Origin of the sequence: Flavobacterium chilense (assembly GCF_001602525.1) — a bacterium.
Lineage (GTDB): Bacteria > Bacteroidota > Bacteroidia > Flavobacteriales > Flavobacteriaceae > Flavobacterium > Flavobacterium chilense.
On the sequence record NZ_LSYT01000004.1, the window covers coordinates 273,433 to 290,789 of the forward strand.

Genomic DNA, 17,357 nt, shown 5'->3' on the forward strand with positions numbered 1-17,357 from the left:
TTGGGTCTTTATGTTTTTTAATTTTAGATTTTTTAGAAAAAAGAAGCAAGAAACAAAACAATTATTATCTTTCTTCTTGGCTCTTATTTCTTTTCACTTCTCACTTTTCACTTCTCACTTTTCACTTCTCACTTTTCACTTCTCACTTTTCACTTCTCACTTTTTCACTTCTCACTTTTTCACTTCTCGCAAAGATCACCTCATTTTTAAATTCTGCCTGAACTACTTTTCCGTAAATGATTTTTGTCCAGCCATTTTCGAATCCGTGATTATTGGCGATTAGGAAGCCTTTATTGGCGTCGGTTTTTATGATTTTATGGGCATCGATATATCTGCCTTTTACTTTGCAGAATACAATATCTCCTATTTGATAATTTTCACTTTTTTGAAAAGTTAAGAGACTTCCGTTTTTTAAAATGGGCCGCATTGAGTCTCCAAATGCTTTCATCTTTCCATTGCCGACTGTTTCTAATTCTGTTTTCAGTCGTTCATATTTGTTCATTTTCTTTTAAGTTGCAAAGGCTCAGAGAGGCAAAGGTTCAGAGGTTTTTCTCTTTGGGTCTTTTTATTTTTAATTGTTTTTATTTTTTGCCACTAAGGCGTTTGTGTTCAACGTTTTTTGTTTCACGCAGATTTAAAAAGATTTAAGCAGATGTTCGCAAATCATTTTAAAAAAATCTCATTAAATCTGCCGGAATCTGCAAAATCTGCGTGGAAAATCTTTAACCACAAAGTTTGTCATTTTCCTAAGGGAGACTCGAGCGACAGCGAACTGACATGCAGCATGGATAAACCTCTGTCACTTTGCTGCTTTGTCACTTTGAACCTTTTTTTAAAAATCCCCATAATACACCTGGAAGCAAGGTAATTTTAAGTCATTTCTCCAGGTATCAACTACTTGGTTTCTATCGTCCAGAACAAATTCTACGAAATATTTATCTTTTATAAATTCGTTATAGATTTCGGTTTTGATGATCGAATCTTTTCGGCTGTCTTGGGTTTTACGCATGATCAGTTCGTCGTATTCGATTTGGTGTTTTTCAAGAAAACGCAATGTTGGGTCTTTGTATCGGTCTTCTCTTCCGGAAACCAACAATATCTCATATCCCAGTTTTTTGTAATTTCTCAACACATTTGCCACCGGATCGTTGATCTCATCCTCATCACATTTGCTGGCATCAAAAGGATTTCTTCCGTTCATTAGCGCCAGTGTTCCGTCAAGATCACAGATTATGGCTTTTGGCAGTTCAGGATTTTGATCGCAATATTCCGGTGAATCTTTAAAAAACTGACGGTGCATTTTTTTAATTACTTTTTCTCCAACCGGTTTTTCTCTTAGCGCATCTCTTTCAATACAAACCGCAAGATCTGTATTAACTTCTATAACTTCTACCTCAACCTTTTCGTTGAATTTTGTATTGTATTCGTTCACCAATTGAGAAACACGTTTTAAATTCGTATCAGATAAATTTGTATCATCTATAATTATACTTTTCCCTTCTTCAAGAGATTTTACGATTAATAGATCACGAACTTTTTTAACAAATTTTTCATTACTCTGAGAGGTAATTCCATTATCAAACATGGCACGCAGATCATCTCTGTTGATTCGTTTGTATGTTTCCGGATTTTCTGCTATTATCTTTTTTGCCAAAGTAGATTTTCCACTTCCCGGCAATCCTTTCATTAAAATTACTTTTCTCATTTTATTCTTCTTCTTTATTAAACGGTTTTTCAAATGTTGGACGAATCGTTTTCCAGATAATTTCTGAGTAATCTTTGCCATTTAACATTGCAAATAAGACTCCCGAATATTTAAATGTAAGGAAATACAAAGCGGTTTCTTTACATGATTCCATAATTTTAAAATCCTTTTTGCATTGTGCTTCGATTGCCAGATATTGATTTTCTAAATCACTTTTGGTTTGTTTAACCCAATCGAAAAATTCATCCGGAACCCGTTCCAAAATTTCTTCCATGGATTGATTCGTTTTTAAATATTCCCAGATATTCAGATTCGAAACCTGAGTAATGATTCGGTGTAAACGAAGGTATTCATCAAATTTAATTTTTATACGAAAATTGTTCGCATATTTAATAATGAAACCTTCTTTGTTGACCAATTCCATTTCTCTTAGAGTCTGAATATCTTTGATTCCGTTGTATTTTTCAACTATAGGAAAACCTATATCTTCCAGCGGAAATTCGTCTCCTGTTTCGGTATCAATAACTGCCAGCAAAACCAGCTCTTCTGATGCTCCGTAATCTAAAACAATTCTATTTTCAGGATAAATAATTTCGAACATATAGGTTTTCGTTTTATCCAAAAGTGACCAGGAATTGCTGTATTTTGTATGCAGCATTTCATTTGCTTTATCAGACTGGTCACTTGCAAAGGAACCTCTGCTTGCTATAAACGGAACCTCATCGATCCAATATAAAATTCCTAATGAACCATCCATTTTATCGTACACTTCAAAAGTGGTATCAGGCAGAATTTGATTTTCCATTTCGCCTAAATTGAAAAACTTAGCAAAAGGTCTTGCCACAATATTCAAATCTTTATCTAAAATTAAACCTCTGCATGCCAGTGTAACCTCATTCCAGATTCTCTCAAACTGAGCACTTTGAGTGTAATTATAAATATATAAATCATGTTTAGGGTGTTTGTTTACCTTTACATAATTTTTTGAAATCATCTCTTTTAAAAGTGTTGTATTCATTAGTTCTTATCTTTAAACAAAGATTCAAAACTTAGTACGCAATCATTCCGCGTAGTTAAAATCATTTTCGCCTTCATATTTATATTCAGACGTATTTTTCATTTTTAAACTTCTTTTTTTCAACAGTTTAACGAAATACAAAAGTTCTTTTTGTAAATCGTTTAAGTTGACATTTTTTTCCCTGAAAATATATTTTTGCAATTCAGGAAAACAATCTGCAATTTGATTTTTAGTATACAGTTCTTTTCCTTCCTGAAGTGCTATGCATTGCCCTAACTGAAAAGCGATTGATTTTATGATATCACTGTTATTTTTTCCTTTTCCGAAAGAAACAATTTTTGTTAAATCCAGTTTTTGCAGAACATTCATTTTTTCAGAGAGACTTCCTTTTAAAGCATTTTTTACCAAAACCCGATATTCGGTTTTACTTGCAAAAGACAAAATCATACGCATGCTTCTTAAAAATTTCAAATCGACATCACGCACCAAAAGTTTTGTAATTTGATTTTCCTGATTTTGTTTATGAAAATCATAGGTATAAAACAAAGCATTATTTAGTTCATCCGTTGTTCCTTTGTACACTTCTGTTAAATGTCCGTTTTTACAAACGGCAAGATTGGTATTCAGTTCTTTTTCCGGAAAAAATGAAGTGATTGATTCGCTTAACTTTTTTGATAATGAAAGCTTCTCTAAAATCGTTTCGGGCATTTTTTGAATAAAGAAAACCAAATCGACATCAAATGAATTTTCAGATCCGAATATTTGATAGATTGGTGTGGTCATAATTGTAATCTCATAAGTTCATATTTTAAATATTCCCTCAAATTATATCCAAACATAATAATATCGGCACCCCAGACAGAAATAACCGGCGATAGATATTTATCTTCAAAAACCACCAGAACACGATGATGATGCATTGGTATGTACCCTACTATTTTTGAAACATCAAAACCAGCCTCGGTTAAAACACTTTCTGCTTCAATTTTATTATCATTAAGCTCCTCAATGATCCATCTCGATTTTTCGTAATCTTCAGGATATTGATAAAAGAAATGATCCTCAGAATATTCTATATCTGATTCATCCTCCGGATTAATTGAAATGGTTGGTCTATCTAAATTAGAAAAAAGCAAAAGCATTTCTCTATATTCCCAGGGAAAATCAAATCCAAACAATATTTGCAATTGATCAATTTCTTTTCTGCTGATACCGTTTACAAGTTTACTACCAGGTTGAATTTGAAATCCGTAAATATCATTGTAAAGTTTTATTTTTTGAAGCCTCTTTTCTATTTTATATTTAAGGTCTTTGATTGTCATCATCTTTCTATTTTTTAAATAAAAACCACGAACTCAATTAAGAATCCGCGGTTTCTGTTTTTAATCTATTAATAATTGTGTCACCACTGCCGGATTCATCGCCCATTGTGCTGTGTAAACCTCATCGGCAATTTCATTTTCGGTGATTGTTAAACCTTGAGCTTCTGCTTTAAGCTGTAACAAACTACCAATATTCAATTTGCTGTTTAGTTTTGATAACAATGCCTGAACACCTTTGAAATCTAAACCACCTACAACCTGACCTCCGAAAGTCATTTCTAACCAAACGATTTCTCTTTTGGCTACATCCAACACTCCAAAAACCAAACCTTTGGCAACATTCTGCGTCACACGAACCTGATGATCTACACAAGACGGATCGTAGGCAACACCCGTTTTCTCCGAAATTTTCATCGGATGTTTGCTGTTCATCCAACCTACGACTAAATTTGGTGTAATACTTCCGTTGCTGTAGGCATTACAAGTAAAAGTCACAAACTTAGCTTTCGCTTTCGCCAATTCGTCAATATTGATGTTGATATATTCGGCAGTTCCAATTTTATTCGGAATACTTCTGATATCTCCACTATGCTGGCAACCTGTTGTAGTCAATCGGCTGAAAGAACAAATATCTGAACGATCTTCGTATGCGATATGACAGCTTAAATCCATATCCAGATGCTGTGCTGGCAAATCTTTACCCCATTGCATAAACAGTCGCACTTCGTTTCCTTCAACCAGAAAACGTGTTCCCATTAAAGCAACCGGTAAATCCTGAACAGTTTCGCTTCGGTCTCCTATAGAAACCGGAATGTTAAACAATTGCGGATCGATATAGATTGTTTTGTTGGTATTCGCAATTTTTGCAAATCGTTTTTTCATAGCTAAAAGACATAATGATTCGATTTGATTTTTCATTGCTTCTAACTGCACATCATCATACAACTTCAACAAACCATTTGGTTCGATTCGTTTGTTTGTTCCTCCTAATGGTTTCACACTTCTTTGTATGTTTTTATCAAAATAATTTTGAGCATACATATTTAATGTAAACACCAATCGAGCCGGAACTTTATCGATGATTTCTTCAAAATGAGCAATAGTTTCCTCTGCTCCAAACCATAGCATATTCGAAAATAACGAACGGGCAAATAATCCCGGACGCTGTTTCAATAAGGCAAAAGTCTTATCGGCATCAAATTTCAATCTTGACGAATCTACTTTGCTTTGCCAAACATCATAGACCTGGTTATAAAATACATCCATTAAAAAATTCAATTTCTCAAACCCTTTTCTTTTGCTGTATTCTGCCAAACGCAACGCTCGGATAAAACGAACCCACATTCTTCTTTTTGGATGCATCGTTTCGCACATTGCTTCAACATCCATATTCATGTTGTTTAACCAATTTGCCACCATTAAACATTCTTTTCGGGAATATTTCAATTTTAAGTCTTTTTGAGCTGCAATTTTTGCTTTCGCACTTGCATCCATAAATTCATAAAAATGTGTTTCGCTTTTTGCTGTTCTCTTTACAATAGTTTTAGGCTCGATAATTTGTAACAATCCAGTGTTTTTATACCATAAATATCGTAAGATATCGGTTGGCGTTTTTAAAAACTGAGACGCTTCGGCTTCTTTACCATTTTCGATCAAAAGATCGATTACCAGCATTAAAGTTTCCTTCATTGCTACGTCTGTTTTTGGTAAAGGCAAATATTGCATCGCCATTTTTAAACTGTCTACCTGAGTAGCGTCTAAAGCGGTTTTAGATTGCAATAACGATATATAAAAATCATTTAAATCTTTTTCTGACCACAATTCAAGCATTTTTAATTTGCTTCCTTGTCCGATCTTTTCCAGTTTTCCAAATTCAAACGGAGTTCCACAGAATGGGCAACCGTTGTATCTTTCTAATGGAAAAGTATTATCCGGAATAATATGTCCGCATTGTAAAGTTGTTCCGTTTTTAGTTTTAAAAACGTTTCCGAAATACGTGATAATATGATCTACAACAGATTCACCTGTTGGAATATTCCATTCTTTTACCAATGGCGTCCAGTTTTTATCTGTTCCTAAAACTTCTCTTAGAACTTCTAAAACCTCAACTTTATAATTTGGGTTAACACTGTTTAAAGCATGTAATAACGGTTCAGAAAATGTAAATCCAAGTTTTGAAACATTCGCTAACAAAACGGATGTTGTTCCTGATAAATTTTTAACATCATTCGCAATCATTTCTGACGGAATGAAAATAGCATTTTGACGTAAACTGATTTTTAATAATTCTTTTGTTTTCATTTTTTTTAATTTTTAAAATTTAGATAATGGTGTTTCTGAGTTCTACCTAAAAGAGTTTTGAAGTAAGAAACACTTGACCTGAAATTGGAGTGTAAATGGATTAACTAACAAATTATCGGATTGGAAGAAGTAAGTTAATCTTGACCCTCATTTTTTATTAATGATGATTCTAAAACTTGCCGGACTCGAACCGGAGTAACCAATTGTCTGAAGTAAGTTTTAATTGACCATTAATTGTGGAACAGGTGGGATTCGAACCCACGACCCGGACATTAAAAGTGTAAGAAGTAAATTTTGATTGACCTTTGATGGATAATTTCAAAACTACCTGCTCTAACCGCTGAGCTACTGCCCCAATTATGATTATAAAATAAAAAGGTAATGGTGTAAGTGTGTACATTGGAAAGTGTTTTCGAAGTAACTCAAACTTGACCTGTTTTATTCTTGTTTTTATTTCTATGAACGTTTGTTTTTTATTTCTGAACAAAGATTTCTAAACTAGTGCGCAATTATTCTGCGTAGTGAAAAATATTTGTTTTTTTGTAACCCTGATGAGATTCGAACTCATATTCCCTCTCGGGCATTGCGGCTCTAAATACGCTTCCCTACTTTCCCTAACGATTTCGGTGCTTCTGTAAATTCTACCCATTAGTCCGCTCGGGTCTAACCGGAATATCCGCAAACTCTATAGTCAGTAATTTTTCTATAGGCTTTTCCTTTTAAGCTACAAGGTCTTTCGTTTTGACATTACAAAGATTTCAGAACTACTACGCAATTATTTTGCGTAGTAAAAAAAGAACTCTATATTTGAGTATATGTTTATTTGATAAAACCGTGTAAGTCCCAGAAGAGCGGCATATTTATAGCCCTTTTTCAAGAATGTATTTTTAAGAGCCCCAGCGGGGTGACATATTTATTAAGCATAAGAACCGAAATGTAGCTTCGCCGGAGCTTTCATCAGATTTAAATAAAAACAACATGAATTTACACCAAACTTATTCCGAATTACTCTCAAATATAGGCTTACCAACAGATAAAGTTCAGAAAAACTGGACAGATCTAGAAAAGGCATACTCCAAAAAATCAAGGCATTATCATAACCTGACACATATTGCAGCTATGATAGAGAGTTTTGAAATTTATTGTGATAAACTTCAAAACCCGAATGAAATATTATTTTCTATTTTTTATCATGATTTTGTGTATTCGGCTTCCAAAAAGGATAACGAACTCAAAAGTGCTGAATATGCTTTGTCTATTTTACCTGAAAATTGCAACTTAAATAAACACCTCGTTTTTGATGCCATTTGTGCAACACAGCAACATCAGCAAAATACAATTGAAGATATAAACTGGTTAATCGATTTTGATTTAAAGGTTCTCGCCTGGGATTGGGAAGATTATAAAACCTATTTTGAACAAATTAGGAAAGAATATCGCATTTATCCTGATTTTCTATATAAACCGGGACGTGCAAAAGCTTTGAAACATTTTCTGGAGAATGAGTTTATTTTTCAAACTGATGAATTCAGGGATTTGTATGAAGAGAAAGCGAGAATTAATATTGAAAAAGAGATTTTATTGTTAACGTAAATTGCGTGAGGGATTGAGGCGGTATCCTTTTGTGAAGAGAAACGGAACAAAAGATATAGCCGAAAGCCCGACCCGGAGGGGCACGCCCAAAATATATAACGCGGAATTAATCTCGCAAAGTCGCTAAGGCGCAAAGTTTTGTTTCACGCAGATTAGGCAGATTTAAGCAGACTTTTAAAATCCTTTTAATCTGTGGCATAAAAAATAAAGTTTTAGTGTCCTCGTGCCTTTGTGGCAAAACAACACAAAAATGTCACAAAACAAAAACGCCTTGATTCGGTACAAAACGATCGATAAATGCCTGCAGAACAGATACCGGCAATGGACTCTCGAAGATTTAATCGAATGCTGTTCTGAAGCTTTATTTGAATATGAAGGCCGGGAAAATCCAATTAGCAAGCGAACGATCCAGATGGATATTCAACTGATGCGAAGTGAAAAATTGGGTTACAATGCGCCAATCGTTGTTTATGATAAAAAGTATTACAAATATGACGACGACGAATTTACGATAACCGATATTCCGCTGACGGAAACAGATATGAATGTTTTAACTGAAACGGTTTCGATGCTGAAACAGTTTAAGGATTTCTCTTTATTTAATGATGTATCGGATATTTTACAGCGACTGGAAGATAAAATCTATTCTGAAAAGTCGAATACAAATCCTGTAATTTATCTTGATAAAAATGAGAACCTTAAAGGCTTGCATTATTTAGACGAAGTTTATCAGGCAATTATCAAAAAAGTAGTTCTGGTTGTTACTTACAAATCGTTTAAATCTATTGAAGAAAGTAAATTTCATTTTCATCCGTTTATTTTAAAGGAATTTAATAACCGCTGGTTTTTGATTGGAAAAACAAAAGGTTCACAACCTATCACGAATTTGGCACTTGACAGGATTATTGCAATTGATTATGATTTTAATGTTCCCTATTTAGAAGAACATTTTGATGCTGATACCTATTATAAGGATATTATTGGTGTAACCGTTAATTCTGGTTTACAGCCAAGACGCATAGAACTTTGGATTGATGCTGTAAACGCACCTTATGTTACTACAAAACCGCTGCATCCGTCACAACGACTGATCAGGGAAAATGAAGACAAGAGTATTGTGATTCATTTGTTTATTATACCTAATTATGAAATGGAACGTCTTTTATTAGGTTTTGGGGATTCTATTGAGATTTTAAGACCGGAAGGCTTACGAAACCGGATGAAAAAAACACTTGAAAGAGCAATTTCAAGATATAATCCTGAAAATACAACTGAATTAAATTCATAATTTTTTAAATAATACAGAATTAAAAGCGATTTAAAAACCAAAAAATGATTTTTACACTATTAAAAATGTTAAAATCTAAAAAAAGAATAGTATATTTCACTTTAAATAAACCACCAAACCACTCTAAATCAGTGATATTTTTTAACTAACCAAAAAATTATTAAAAAATTATATGCATGCATAGTATTTTTTGATTATATTTGAAATCGATATAGTTACCTATGAAAGACAAAACAATAGATTATATTTTGAGAGCTACATGGCAGGCTGTTTCAAGAATGTATAATGAAGAGGCTGCGAAGTACGATGCTACCATGGCAACAGGATTTGCTCTTTTAAGTATGGATAAGGAAGAAGGAACTCCGTCAACCGCTTTAGGCCCAAGAATGGGTATGGAAGCAACCAGCTTAACAAGAACATTAAAATCTATGGAAGAAAAAGGTTTAATTGTTCGCAAAAAGAACCCAAGCGACGGCCGAGGTGTTTTAATTTACCTGACCGATTTTGGAAAAGAAAAAAGAGATTTATCTAAAAATACAGTTCTGAAGTTTAATGAAACCGTTAGAAAACATGTCTCAGACGAAAAACTGAAACATTTTATCGAAGTTTCTGAAATCATAAACGAATTAATTCAGGACAAAAACATATTCAGTCAAACAGAAAACACAGAAAATGAATAATCTTTTTTAAGAGAAACTCATTTTCTACCCAAAAAACAAATTTTACAAATATGAAACGCACAATTAAAAAAGTTGCTGTAATTGGATCCGGAATTATGGGTTCAGGTATAGCTTGTCATTTTGCCAACATTGGTGTCGAAGTTTTACTTCTTGACATTGTACCTCGCGAACTGACAGAAGCTGAAGCTAAAAAAGGATTAACACTTGAAAGTAAAGCCGTTCGCAACCGTGTGGTAAACGAACATTTGGCGAATTCATTAAAATCAAAACCTTCTCCTATTTACAGTCAAAAATTCGCCAGCCGAATTACAACTGGAAATACAACAGATGATATGGCAAAAATTGCCAATGTTGACTGGATTATCGAGGTTGTAGTAGAACGTTTAGACATCAAAAAATTGGTTTTTGAACAAATCGAAAAATTCCGCAAACCGGGGACTTTGGTTACTTCAAACACTTCCGGTATTCCAATTCACTTTATGAGTGAAGGAAGAAGTGAAGATTTTCAACAACACTTCTGCGGAACACACTTTTTTAACCCTGCGCGTTACTTAAAATTATTTGAAATTATTCCTGGTCCAAAAACTTCTACTGAAGTATTGGATTTCTTAAACGAATACGGATCTAAATTCTTAGGAAAAACTTCGGTTGTTGCTAAAGATACTCCGGCGTTTATTGGAAACAGAATTGGTATTTACGGAATCCAGAGTTTATTCCATTTAGTAAAAGAAATGGGATTAACGATTGAAGAAGTTGATAAATTGACTGGTCCTGTAATTGGTCGTCCAAAATCGGCTACTTTCCGTACTGTTGACGTTGTTGGTTTAGATACTTTGGTACACGTTGCCAATGGTATTTACGAAAACTGCCCGAACGACGAACAACACGAATTGTTTAAACTTCCTGATTTCATCAACAAAATGATGGAAAATAATTGGTTAGGAAGCAAAACCGGACAAGGTTTCTACAAAAAAGTAGGTAAAGATATTCTTTCTTTAGACTTGAATACACTAGAATACCGCGCTGCGAAAAAAGCAAATTTTGCTACTCTTGAGCTAACAAAAACTATCGATAAACCAATCAATCGTTTTAAAGTTTTAGTAAAAGGAACTGATAAAGCAGGTGAATTCTACCGTAAGAGTTTCGCCGGAATGTTTGCTTACGTGTCAAACAGAGTTCCTGAAATCTCAGACGAATTATACAAAATTGATGATGCCATGAAAGCTGGTTTTGGATGGGAAAATGGTCCATTCGAAATCTGGGATGCTATTGGTGTTGCCAAAGGAATTGAAATCATGAAAGCGGAAGGTTTAGCGCCTGCTGCATGGGTTACTGAAATGTTGGCTTCTGGAAGTGACAGTTTCTACACTGTAAAAGAAGGAGCGACTTATTTCTATAACATTCCAACAAAATCACAAGTTAAAGTTCCTGGACAAGATTCATTTATTATTCTGAACAACATTCGCGAAAGCAAAAAAGTTTGGAGCAACAGTGGTGCAATCATTCAGGATTTAGGAGACGGAATCTTGAACTTAGAATTCCAATCTAAAATGAATACAATTGGTGGTGATGTACTTCAAGCTATCAATAAAGCAATCGACTTATCTGAAAAAGAATATCAAGGTTTAGTTATTGGTAATCAAGCAGCGAATTTCTCTGTTGGTGCTAATATCGGAATGATTTTCATGATGGCAGTTGAGCAGGAATACGACGAATTGAACATGGCAATTAAATTGTTCCAAGATACAATGATGCGTGTTCGTTACTCTTCTATTCCAGTTGTAGTGGCTCCTCACGGAATGACTTTTGGTGGTGGATGCGAGATGAGCTTACACGCTGATAAAGTAGTTGCTGCTGCAGAAACGTATATGGGATTAGTTGAATTTGGTGTTGGTGTACTTCCTGGTGGTGGTGGATCTAAAGAAATGGCTTTAAGAGCTTCAGATTTATTCCGCAAAAACGATGTGGAGTTGAACGTTCTTCAAGAGTATTTCTTGACTATCGCAATGGCAAAAGTATCAACTTCTGGTTATGAAGCTTTTGATACTGGACTTTTACAGCACGGAAAAGACGTTATTGTCGTAAACAAAGATCGTCAGATTGCTGAAGCTAAAAAACATGCTTTGTTAATGGCTGAAGCTGGTTATACACAACCTATCAGAAGAACTGATGTTAAAGTATTAGGAAAACAAGCTCTTGGAATGTTCTTAGTTGGAACTGATCAAATGGAAGCTGGAAAATACATTTCTGAGCACGACAAGAAAATCGCTAACAAACTTGCTTACGTAATGGCTGGTGGTGATTTATCTGAAGCAACTTTAGTATCTGAACAATATTTATTAGATATCGAACGTGAAGCTTTCCTGAGTTTATGTACAGAACGTAAGACTTTAGAGAGAATTCAATATATGTTAACTAAAGGAAAACCGCTTCGTAACTAGATAAAAGATGCAAGAAACAAGAAGCAAGACTTTAGAAATATCTTGCCTCTTGCCTCTTTCTTCTAATAAATCTTAAAAAACAAAAACAAATGAAAACAGCATATATAGTAAAAGCATATAGAACAGCAGTTGGAAAAGCTCCAAAAGGTGTTTTTAGATTTAAAAGACCTGACGAATTAGCAGCAGAAACGATCCAGTTTATGATGGACGAACTGCCTAATTTTGATAAAAAACGTATCGATGATGTTATGGTAGGAAATGCCATGCCGGAAGCAGAACAAGGTTTAAACGTTGGACGTTTGATCTCTTTAATGGGATTGAAAGTTGAAGATGTTCCTGGTGTTACAGTAAACCGTTACTGTGCATCTGGATTAGAAACTATCGGAATGGCGACTGCTAAAATTCAATCAGGAATGGCAGATTGTATCATCGCTGGTGGTGCAGAAAGTATGAGTTATATTCCGATGGGAGGTTACAAACCAACTCCGGATTATAAAGTTGCTGCTGCAGGTCACGAAGATTACTATTGGGGAATGGGTTTAACTGCTGAAGCGGTTGCTAACCAATACAAAATCTCAAGAGAAGATCAGGATGAGTTTGCTTATAACTCTCATATGAAAGCCTTAAAAGCACAAGCAGAAGGAAAATTTGACAAACAAATCGTTCCGATTACTGTTGAGCAGACTTTCATCAATGAAAATGGTAAAAAAGAAACAAAATCATACGTAGTAAACAAAGATGAAGGTCCAAGAGCGGGAACTTCTAAAGAAGCTTTAGCAGGTTTAAGACCAGTTTTTGCTGCTGACGGAAGTGTAACTGCAGGTAACTCTTCTCAAATGAGCGACGGTGCTGCATTCGTTTTAATCATGAGTGAAGAAATGGTAAAAGAATTAAATCTTGAGCCAATTGCTCGTTTGGTAAACTTTGCATCTTCTGGTGTTGAGCCAAGAATTATGGGTATTGGTCCTGTAAAAGCAATTCCGAAAGCCTTAAAACAAGCGGGATTAACATTAAACGATATCGAGTTAATTGAGTTAAACGAAGCTTTTGCTTCACAAGCTTTAGCAGTTACTCGCGAATTAAACATTAACCCAGAAATCGTAAACGTAAACGGTGGAGCTATCGCTTTAGGTCATCCGCTGGGATGTACAGGAGCTAAACTTTCTGTTCAGTTATTCGACGAAATGAAACGCAGAGGAAACAAATACGGAATTGTTTCTATGTGTGTGGGAACTGGACAAGGTTCTGCAGGGGTTTACGAGGTGTTGTAGCTTTTTTGAAAGGAAAGAAGCAAGAAGCAAGACTTAATTTTGGAATGAATGTATTCTGAAACAACGCTTTAAAAAGTAGCAAAAAACCTACTTTTATTTTTTCTTCTTATCTTGCCTCAAAAAAACATGAGACACAATTTTAAGAATTTGAAAATTTGGATTATAGCTATGGAAATCACTAATGATGTCTATAAACTAACATCCACCTTTCCAAAATCAGAGACGTATAGTTTGTCAAATCAAATGAATCGATGTTCTGTTTCAATGCCTTCTAATATTGCTGAAGGCTCTAACAGAGGAAATAAACACTTTCAGCATTATTTGAATATTAGTTTAGGTTCATCATTTGAATTACAAACACAATTACTGATAGCTTTTCAAAATGAATATCTATCTAAGACAAAAACAGAAGAAATAGAAAACAAAATAATTGAATTTCAAAAGATGACAACAGGTTTCATAAACAAGTTAGATCAAAATCTTTCTTCTTGACTCTTACATCTTTTAATCTAAACAAAAACAAAATGGCAGATACAATCGAAAAAAACGTAACCCGTGGTGGTCAGTTTTTAGTTAAAGAAACAAAGAGCGAAGATATCTTTACACCAGAAGATTTCTCTGAAGAGCAGTTAATGATGCGTGACTCTGTAAAAGAGTTCGTTGACAAAGAATTATGGGCACACAAAGATCGTTTTGAGAAAAAAGATTATGCTTATACTGAATCATCTATGCGTAAAGCTGGTGAACTAGGACTTCTTGGAGTTGCAGTTCCTGAAGAATACGGCGGATTAGGAATGGGATTCGTATCTACAATGTTAGTTTGTGACTACATTTCCGGAGCAACAGGATCTTTCTCAACTGCTTTTGGTGCGCATACCGGAATTGGAACTATGCCAATTACCCTTTACGGTACTGAAGAACAAAAGAAAAAATACGTTCCTAAATTAGCTACCGGAGAATGGTTTGGAGCTTATTGCTTAACTGAACCAGGTGCTGGATCTGATGCTAACTCAGGAAAAACAAAAGCTGTTTTATCTGAAGATGGAAAATACTATTCTATTACAGGACAAAAAATGTGGATTTCGAATGCAGGTTTCTGCAGCGTTTTCATCGTTTTTGCCCGTATTGGAGATGATAAAAACATTACAGGTTTCATCGTAGAAAACGATCCTTCAAACGGAATTTCTATGAATGAAGAAGAGCATAAATTAGGAATCCGTGCTTCTTCTACTCGTCAGGTTTTCTTCAACGAAACAAAAGTTCCTGTTGAAAACATGTTATCTGAAAGAGGAAACGGTTTCAAAATTGCCATGAATGCTTTAAATGTTGGTCGTATTAAATTAGCTGCTGCTTGTCTTGATGCTCAAAGAAGAGTAACAACCGGAGCTGTAAAATATGCTAACGAAAGAATTCAGTTCAATACTTCTATTTCATCATTTGGAGCTATCCGTTCTAAATTAGCTGAAATGGCAACTAACGCTTACGCTGGAGAAAGTGCTTCTTACCGTGCTGCAAAAGATATCGAAGACAGAATTGCTGCTCGTGAAGCAGAAGGAACTTCTCACCAAGAAGCAGAATTAAAAGGTGTTGAAGAATATGCTATCGAGTGTTCTATCTTGAAAGTAGCAGTTTCTGAGGACGTTCAAAACTGTTCTGATGAAGGAATCCAGATTTTTGGCGGAATGGGATTCTCTGAAGATACTCCAATGGAAAGTGCCTGGAGAGATGCTCGTATTGCTAGAATCTACGAAGGAACGAATGAAATCAACAGAATGCTTTCTGTAGGTATGCTGATCAAAAAAGCAATGAAAGGTCACGTTGATTTACTTGGACCAGCAATGAAAGTTCAGGAAGAATTAATGGGAATTCCATCTTTTGATACTCCAGATTTCTCTGAATTATTTGCAGAAGAAAAAGTAATCGTGGCAAACCTGAAAAAAGTATTCTTAATGGTTGCCGGAAGCGCTGTTCAAAAATATGGTCCTGAATTAGATTCTCACCAGCAATTATTAATGGCTGCTGCTGATATCTTAATCGAAATTTACATGGCTGAAAGTACAATTCTTAGAACTGAGAAATTAGCTAAAAGAGAAGGTGAAGATAAAGTACAAGAGCAAATTGCTATGGCAAAATTATACTTGTACAAAGCAGTTGATATTGTAAACTTAAGAGGAAAAGAAGGAATTGCTTCTTTCTCTGAAGGAGACGAACAACGTATGATGTTAATGGGGTTAAAACGTTTTACAAAATACACCAACCTGCCAAATGTTGTGGCATTAAGAGAAACAATTGCCTCTAAATTAGTTGCAGAGAATTCATACTGCTTCTAATATAAAAATAGTTTTTAGCTTTTAATTTGTTTAAACCCACACAACTCCGAAACTGTGCGGGTTTATTTTTTGTTTTTCAAAACCATAATAAGCAATATAAACCCAGTCTAAAATGAACTTATATTACGTATATGGTTTAACCATTTCACAAATCTTTATTAAAATTAGGTTTATGTTACAGGATCAATAGCAAATTTTAGAACCTAATGTTTTATATTTAGCATTCTAAAAACGCTAAAAAACATAAAATGAAACAAATTAACCTGATTGCCTTGCTTTTATTGTGCTGTTTTACAACTACTATTTTCGCACAAAAAAGCAAAAAATTCGACATCATCGCTTATTATACAGGTGATGATAAGCTAATTAACGAATATGAAGTTAATAAGCTGGATCAAATTATTTTTAGTTTCTGTCATTTAAAAGATGGTAAATTAAGTGTTGATTCACCTAAAGATTCAACTACTATTAAATATTTGGTTTCTTTAAAAGCAAAAAATCCACAGCTTAAAATTATTCTTTCGCTTGGTGGCTGGGGAGGCTGCGAGCCATGTTCTGCTGCTTTTTCAACGACTGAAGGAAGATTAACTTTTGCAAAATCAGTAAAAGAAGTAAGTAACTATTTTAAAGTAGATGGTTTAGATTTAGATTGGGAATATCCGGCAATTGAGGGACTGCCTGGACATTTATTTCAAGCCGCCGATAAGCCTAACTTTACAGAGTTAATCAAAATTCTTCGCTCTACATTGGGTAAAAAATATGAATTAAGTTTTGCTGCAGGAGGCTTCCAAAAATATTTAGATGAATCTATCGATTGGAAAGCTGTAACTCCGTTAGTAAATCGTATCAACATTATGAGCTATGACTTGGTGAACGGATATTCTAAAGTTACAGGTCACCACACACCATTATATAGTACAAATCCAAAAGAAGAATCAACAGACAGAGCTGTAACTTATTTATTAAAACAAGGTGTTCCGGCTGAAAAATTAATAATTGGCGGTGCATTTTATACCAGAACCTGGAAAAATGTTGAAAATATAAATAATGGTCTTTATCAGGCAGGCGAACATGTTCAGGGAGTTGATTTTAAAAACTTCGCAACAACATACACTGAAGCAAATGGCTGGAAATATTTCTGGGATGATAAAGCAAAAGCGCCATATTGGTACAACGAGAAGGAAAAAACATTTGCAACCGGAGACGATTTAAAATCTATAAAGGCAAAAACGGAATACGCAAAATCTAAAAACCTGGGCGGAATCATGTTTTGGGAACTTCCTTTAGATGCTACAAGAAACGGAATGGTGAATGCTATCTATGAGGTTAAAACTTCAAAATAAGAATTCTTTAAAACTATAAAAAAACGGCAGTTATAAACTCATAACTGCCGTTTTTTTATTCTGCT

At 34.5% G+C, this 17,357-nt stretch carries 14 protein-coding genes and 1 tRNA gene; 8 read left to right on the plus strand and 7 right to left on the minus strand.

The window, feature by feature from the left end:
• Positions 1–142: 142 nt before the first annotated feature.
• From A4F88_RS12120 to A4F88_RS25440, 7 genes are all read right to left on the minus strand, one after another.
• Positions 143–502, minus strand: a complete 360-nt coding sequence (locus A4F88_RS12120) for a S24 family peptidase (RefSeq protein ID WP_068842869.1) — start codon at positions 500–502, stop codon at positions 143–145.
• A gap of 330 nt (positions 503–832) precedes the next feature.
• Positions 833–1,705 (minus strand): phosphatase domain-containing protein, encoded by an 873-nt coding sequence (locus tag A4F88_RS12125; protein WP_068842870.1) that lies wholly within the window; start codon positions 1,703–1,705, stop codon positions 833–835.
• Between the two features lies 1 nt (position 1,706).
• Positions 1,707–2,723: an RNA ligase gene (locus A4F88_RS12130; protein ID WP_068842871.1), complete on the minus strand. Its 1,017-nt coding sequence runs from the start codon at positions 2,721–2,723 to the stop codon at positions 1,707–1,709.
• A 42-nt stretch (positions 2,724–2,765) separates the two neighbouring features.
• Positions 2,766–3,506, minus strand: coding sequence for a hypothetical protein (locus tag A4F88_RS12135; protein ID WP_068842872.1), 741 nt, complete (start codon positions 3,504–3,506; stop codon positions 2,766–2,768).
• A complete protein-coding gene (locus A4F88_RS12140) occupies positions 3,503–4,048 on the minus strand; it encodes a hypothetical protein (protein ID WP_143155049.1) in 546 nt (181 codons plus the stop codon). The genes A4F88_RS12135 and A4F88_RS12140 overlap by 4 nt, the downstream gene beginning before the upstream one ends.
• Before the next feature lie 57 nt (positions 4,049–4,105).
• On the minus strand, positions 4,106–6,346 hold the full coding sequence (locus A4F88_RS12145; protein WP_068842874.1) for a hypothetical protein: 2,241 nt from the start codon (positions 6,344–6,346) through the stop codon (positions 4,106–4,108).
• Between the two features lie 237 nt (positions 6,347–6,583).
• Positions 6,584–6,701, minus strand: a tRNA-OTHER gene (locus A4F88_RS25440).
• A gap of 623 nt (positions 6,702–7,324) precedes the next feature.
• Here A4F88_RS25440 and A4F88_RS12150 point away from each other — a divergent pair.
• The 8 genes from A4F88_RS12150 to A4F88_RS12185 all read left to right on the plus strand — a co-directional run bounded on the left by A4F88_RS12150 (position 7,325) and on the right by A4F88_RS12185 (position 17,292).
• Entirely contained in the window at positions 7,325–7,939 is a 615-nt protein-coding gene (locus tag A4F88_RS12150; protein WP_068842875.1) for an HD domain-containing protein, read from the plus strand.
• A gap of 250 nt (positions 7,940–8,189) precedes the next feature.
• Complete coding sequence (locus tag A4F88_RS12155; protein WP_068842876.1) at positions 8,190–9,227, plus strand: helix-turn-helix transcriptional regulator; 1,038 nt, start codon at positions 8,190–8,192, stop codon at positions 9,225–9,227.
• A 221-nt stretch (positions 9,228–9,448) separates the two neighbouring features.
• Positions 9,449–9,907 (plus strand): MarR family winged helix-turn-helix transcriptional regulator, encoded by a 459-nt coding sequence (locus tag A4F88_RS12160; protein ID WP_068842877.1) that lies wholly within the window; start codon positions 9,449–9,451, stop codon positions 9,905–9,907.
• A gap of 50 nt (positions 9,908–9,957) precedes the next feature.
• Positions 9,958–12,348, plus strand: a complete 2,391-nt coding sequence (locus tag A4F88_RS12165) for a 3-hydroxyacyl-CoA dehydrogenase/enoyl-CoA hydratase family protein (RefSeq protein ID WP_068842878.1) — start codon at positions 9,958–9,960, stop codon at positions 12,346–12,348.
• Positions 12,349–12,437: 89 nt separating this feature from the next.
• Positions 12,438–13,619 carry a thiolase family protein gene (locus A4F88_RS12170; RefSeq protein ID WP_068842879.1) on the plus strand — a complete coding sequence of 394 codons (1,182 nt, stop codon included), beginning with the start codon at positions 12,438–12,440 and terminating at the stop codon, positions 13,617–13,619.
• A gap of 126 nt (positions 13,620–13,745) precedes the next feature.
• The gene (locus tag A4F88_RS12175) at positions 13,746–14,111 is read left to right on the plus strand and encodes a four helix bundle protein (protein ID WP_068842880.1); all 366 of its coding nucleotides are present in this window, start codon (positions 13,746–13,748) and stop codon (positions 14,109–14,111) included.
• A gap of 32 nt (positions 14,112–14,143) precedes the next feature.
• Positions 14,144–15,949: an acyl-CoA dehydrogenase family protein gene (locus A4F88_RS12180; RefSeq protein WP_068842881.1), complete on the plus strand. Its 1,806-nt coding sequence runs from the start codon at positions 14,144–14,146 to the stop codon at positions 15,947–15,949.
• 248 nt (positions 15,950–16,197) lie between these two features.
• A complete protein-coding gene (locus A4F88_RS12185) occupies positions 16,198–17,292 on the plus strand; it encodes a glycoside hydrolase family 18 protein (protein WP_068842882.1) in 1,095 nt (364 codons plus the stop codon).
• Positions 17,293–17,357 lie beyond the last annotated feature (65 nt).

Excerpts from the sequence above, each read along its gene's own strand:
- A4F88_RS12120 (WP_068842869.1), bottom strand. The coding sequence starts at position 502 with ATGAACAAATATGAACGACTGAAAACAGAATTAGAAACAGTCGGCAAT.
- A4F88_RS12125 (WP_068842870.1), bottom strand. The coding sequence starts at position 1,705 with ATGAGAAAAGTAATTTTAATGAAAGGATTGCCGGGAAGTGGAAAATCT.
- A4F88_RS12130 (WP_068842871.1), bottom strand. The coding sequence starts at position 2,723 with ATGAATACAACACTTTTAAAAGAGATGATTTCAAAAAATTATGTAAAG.
- A4F88_RS12135 (WP_068842872.1), bottom strand. The coding sequence starts at position 3,506 with ATGACCACACCAATCTATCAAATATTCGGATCTGAAAATTCATTTGAT.
- A4F88_RS12140 (WP_143155049.1), bottom strand. The coding sequence starts at position 4,048 with ATGATGACAATCAAAGACCTTAAATATAAAATAGAAAAGAGGCTTCAA.
- A4F88_RS12145 (WP_068842874.1), bottom strand. The coding sequence starts at position 6,346 with ATGAAAACAAAAGAATTATTAAAAATCAGTTTACGTCAAAATGCTATT.
- A4F88_RS12150 (WP_068842875.1), top strand. The coding sequence starts at position 7,325 with ATGAATTTACACCAAACTTATTCCGAATTACTCTCAAATATAGGCTTA.
- A4F88_RS12155 (WP_068842876.1), top strand. The coding sequence starts at position 8,190 with ATGTCACAAAACAAAAACGCCTTGATTCGGTACAAAACGATCGATAAA.
- A4F88_RS12160 (WP_068842877.1), top strand. The coding sequence starts at position 9,449 with ATGAAAGACAAAACAATAGATTATATTTTGAGAGCTACATGGCAGGCT.
- A4F88_RS12165 (WP_068842878.1), top strand. The coding sequence starts at position 9,958 with ATGAAACGCACAATTAAAAAAGTTGCTGTAATTGGATCCGGAATTATG.
- A4F88_RS12170 (WP_068842879.1), top strand. The coding sequence starts at position 12,438 with ATGAAAACAGCATATATAGTAAAAGCATATAGAACAGCAGTTGGAAAA.
- A4F88_RS12175 (WP_068842880.1), top strand. The coding sequence starts at position 13,746 with ATGAGACACAATTTTAAGAATTTGAAAATTTGGATTATAGCTATGGAA.
- A4F88_RS12180 (WP_068842881.1), top strand. The coding sequence starts at position 14,144 with ATGGCAGATACAATCGAAAAAAACGTAACCCGTGGTGGTCAGTTTTTA.
- A4F88_RS12185 (WP_068842882.1), top strand. The coding sequence starts at position 16,198 with ATGAAACAAATTAACCTGATTGCCTTGCTTTTATTGTGCTGTTTTACA.